The sequence below is a fragment of the Streptomyces sp. ALB3 genome, assembly GCF_044385685.1.
Classification (GTDB): Bacteria; Actinomycetota; Actinomycetes; order Streptomycetales; family Streptomycetaceae; genus Streptomyces.
On the sequence record NZ_JBISCE010000013.1, the window covers coordinates 1 to 3,301 of the forward strand.

At 71.6% G+C, this 3,301-nt stretch carries 1 protein-coding gene; it reads left to right on the forward strand.

Annotation, left to right across the window (positions count from 1 at the left end; translation table 11 throughout):
- The coding region (locus ACHFIV_RS11165; RefSeq protein WP_398966352.1) for a type I polyketide synthase at nucleotides 1–3,301 on the forward strand (3,301 nt) is incomplete at both ends.

Here is a 3,301-nt window from a genome sequence, read left to right on the forward strand (position 1 = left end):
TCGGCGGGACGACCGCCCCCTCCTCCTGGGATCGCTGAAGTCGAACATCGGTCACGCACAGGCAGCGGCGGGTGTGGCCGGTGTGATCAAGATGGTGATGGCGATGCGGCACGGGGTGCTCCCGCAGACCCTGCACCTGAACACGCCGTCCTCCCAGGTCGACTGGTCCGCCGGGGCCGTAGAGCTCCTGTCCGAAGCGGCCGTGTGGCCGGAGAAGGACGAGCCGCGCCGGGCCGGAGTCTCCTCGTTCGGGATCAGCGGTACGAACGCGCACGTCATCCTGGAACAGGCGCCCGCCGACGACGTGCCGGCGACGCCGACCGTCGGCACCCCGCCGCTGAGCGGAGCCGCGCTGCCGTTCGTGCTCTCCGGGAAGACCCCCGACGCCGTGGCGGAGCAGGCGGCCCGTCTCACCGGTCTCCTGGACGGGGGATCCGCACCCGCCCTGCAGGACCTGGCCTGGTCGTTGGCCGCCACCCGCACCAGATTCACTCACCGTGCGGTACTGATCGCCGGCGACACCGAGGAACTCCGTTCGGGTCTGGGTGCGCTGGCCGACGGTGGCTCGGCGCGATGCGCGGTGCGTGGAGTCGCGGCTGACGTGGCGCGTCCGGTGTTCGTGTTCCCGGGTCAGGGTTCGCAGTGGGTGGGTATGGCTGCGGGGCTGATGGAGTCGTCGCCGGTGTTCGCGGAGCGGATGCGTGAGTGTGCGGCCGCGTTGTCGGTGCATACGGACTGGTCGTTGCTGGGTGTGTTGCGGGGTGAGGCGGGTGCTCCTGGGCTGGGCCGGGTGGATGTGGTGCAGCCGGTGTTGTGGGCCGTGATGGTGTCGCTGGCACAGGTGTGGCGGGCGGCGGGTGTCGAGCCCGCGGCGGTGATGGGTCATTCGCAGGGTGAGATCGCCGCGGCGTGTGTGGCCGGTGGGCTGTCCTTGGAGGACGGTGCGCGGGTGGTGGCGTTGCGGAGCCAGGCGATCCTGGAGCTGTCAGGTCTGGGCGGCATGCTGGCTGTGGCGGACAGCGCTGACGGGGTACGCGAGCGGCTCGCCCGGTGGGAGGGCCGCCTGTCGGTCGCCGCGGTCAACGGGCCGGCCTCCGCCGTGATATCCGGCGACAGCGACGCGCTGGATGCGTTCCGCGAGGCGTGCAGGGCCGACGGTGTGCGCTGCAAGCGGATCGATGTGGATTACGCGTCGCACAGTGCGCACGTGGAGCGGATCCGGGACCGGCTGCTGGAAGTGCTGGCGGGTCTGGCACCCCGTTCCTCGCAGGTGCCGCTGTACTCGACGGTGACCGGAGAGCTGCTGGACACGGCGGGAATGGACGCCGAGTACTGGTACACGAACCTGCGCCGGACCGTCCTGCTGGAGGAGGCGACCCAGGCCCTCCTGAGTACCGGGCACGGTGTGTTCGTGGAGGTCAGCCCTCACCCGGTGCTGACCATGGGGCTGCAGGAAACCTTCGCTGCCGCCGGTTCCGACGCGGTGACCCTGGGCACGCTGCGCCGCGACGAGGACGAGTCCCGGCGCTTCATGACCTCGCTGGCGGAAGCTCACGTGCACGGGGTCGACCTTGACTGGCAAGCCATGCTCGGGCCTGCCGGCGCCCGGCGGATCGACCTGCCGACCTACCCCTTCCAGCGTCAGCACTACTGGCTGAAGTCGGCTCCCGGGCAGGGCGGTGACCTGTCGGCCACCGGTATCCGGCCGGGCGGCCACGCACTGCTCTCCGGAGCGATCAGCCTGGCCGACTCCGACGGAGTGGTGATGACCGGCAGGCTGTCGGCCGAGACGCACCCCTGGCTCGCCGACCACGTCGTCCTGGGGTCGGTGCTGCTCCCGGGCACGGCCTTCGTGGACCTGGCCCTGCACGCCGCCGACCAGGTCGGATGCGAGCTGCTGGAAGAACTGACGATCGAGGCCCCGCTGGTCGTGCCGGACTCCGGCGCCGTCGTCATCCAGGTGTCCGTGACCCTGCCGGACGCGTCGGGCCGCAGCACTGTGCACATATACGCGTCACCCGCCGACGTACCGGAGGACACGTGGACGCTCCACGCCTCGGGCACGGCGGCGCAGGGGGAAGCGCCGACCGGGGATGCCCTGAGCGAGTGGCCGCCGGCCGGTGCTCGGACGCTCGCCGCCGACACCCTGTACGAGTCGCTCACCGATGCCGGCTACGACTACGGTCCGCTGTTCCAGGGGCTGCGGGCCGCCTGGCGACTGGGCGACGAGGTCTACGCGGAGGTCGCCCTGCCGGATGACGCCGCCGTCGAGGGATTCGGGGTGCACCCCGCTCTGCTGGACGCTGCCCTGCACGCCGTGCGCTGGTCGGTGACGCCCGGCACCGAAAAGGAGCACGGTTCCGTCGAACTGCCGTTCGCATGGGGCGGTATCACGCTGAGCGCGGTCGGCGCACGCGCCCTGAGGGTCAGGGTCCGACGCGTCCGGTCCGGAGTCTCCCTGCTGCTGGCCGACGGGACGGGCCACCCGGTCGCGTCCGTGGACACGCTCGCGCTGCGCCCGGTCAGGCCGGAACAGCTGAAGCTGTCGAACCGTGTCCGCGGGGACGCGATGTACCGGATCGAGTGGGCGGCGAAGCCGTTGCGCCCCGCGACGGACCTCCCAGGTGTCGCTCGCCATGCGGACGTGGCCACTACGGACGCGGTGCCCGGCGTGGTCGCCGTGTCGCTCGCGGACGCGGGCTCCGAGTACGTGGACGCCGCCTCCAGGGCACACGCGACGGCGCGCAGAGCACTGGAGCTGGTGCAGGACTGGCTGGCGGACGAGCGATACGCGGATGCCCGGCTGGTGGTGATGACCCGGGGAGCGGTCGCTTGCGCAGGCGACCCCGCGCCGGATCCGGCACAGGCTGCCGTCTGGGGCCTGGTGCGGACGGCCCAGACGGAGAATCCGGGCCGGTTCGTACTGATCGATGTCGACGGGGCGGGCGATGAGCCGCAGCTGTCGGCCGCAGTGGCTGTCGCAGTGGCTTCGGACGAGCCGCAGATGGCGTTGCGGGGGAGCGAGGCGTTCGTGCCGAGACTGGCACGGGTGCCTGCCCGAACCGGTGAAGGTGCTGCAGAGGCGCACGAGGGAACCGTGCTGGTGACGGGCGCCGGCGGTGTACTGGGCGGATTCGTGGCGCGTCACCTGGTGGTGGGGCGTGGTGTCCGGCATCTGTTGCTGGTGAGCCGTCGGGGTGTGGATGCCCCCGGGGCGGCGGGTCTGGTGGCGGAGCTGGAGGAGCTGGGTGCGCAAGCACGTTTCGTGGCGTGTGATGTGGCGGATCGTGCGGCGCTGGCT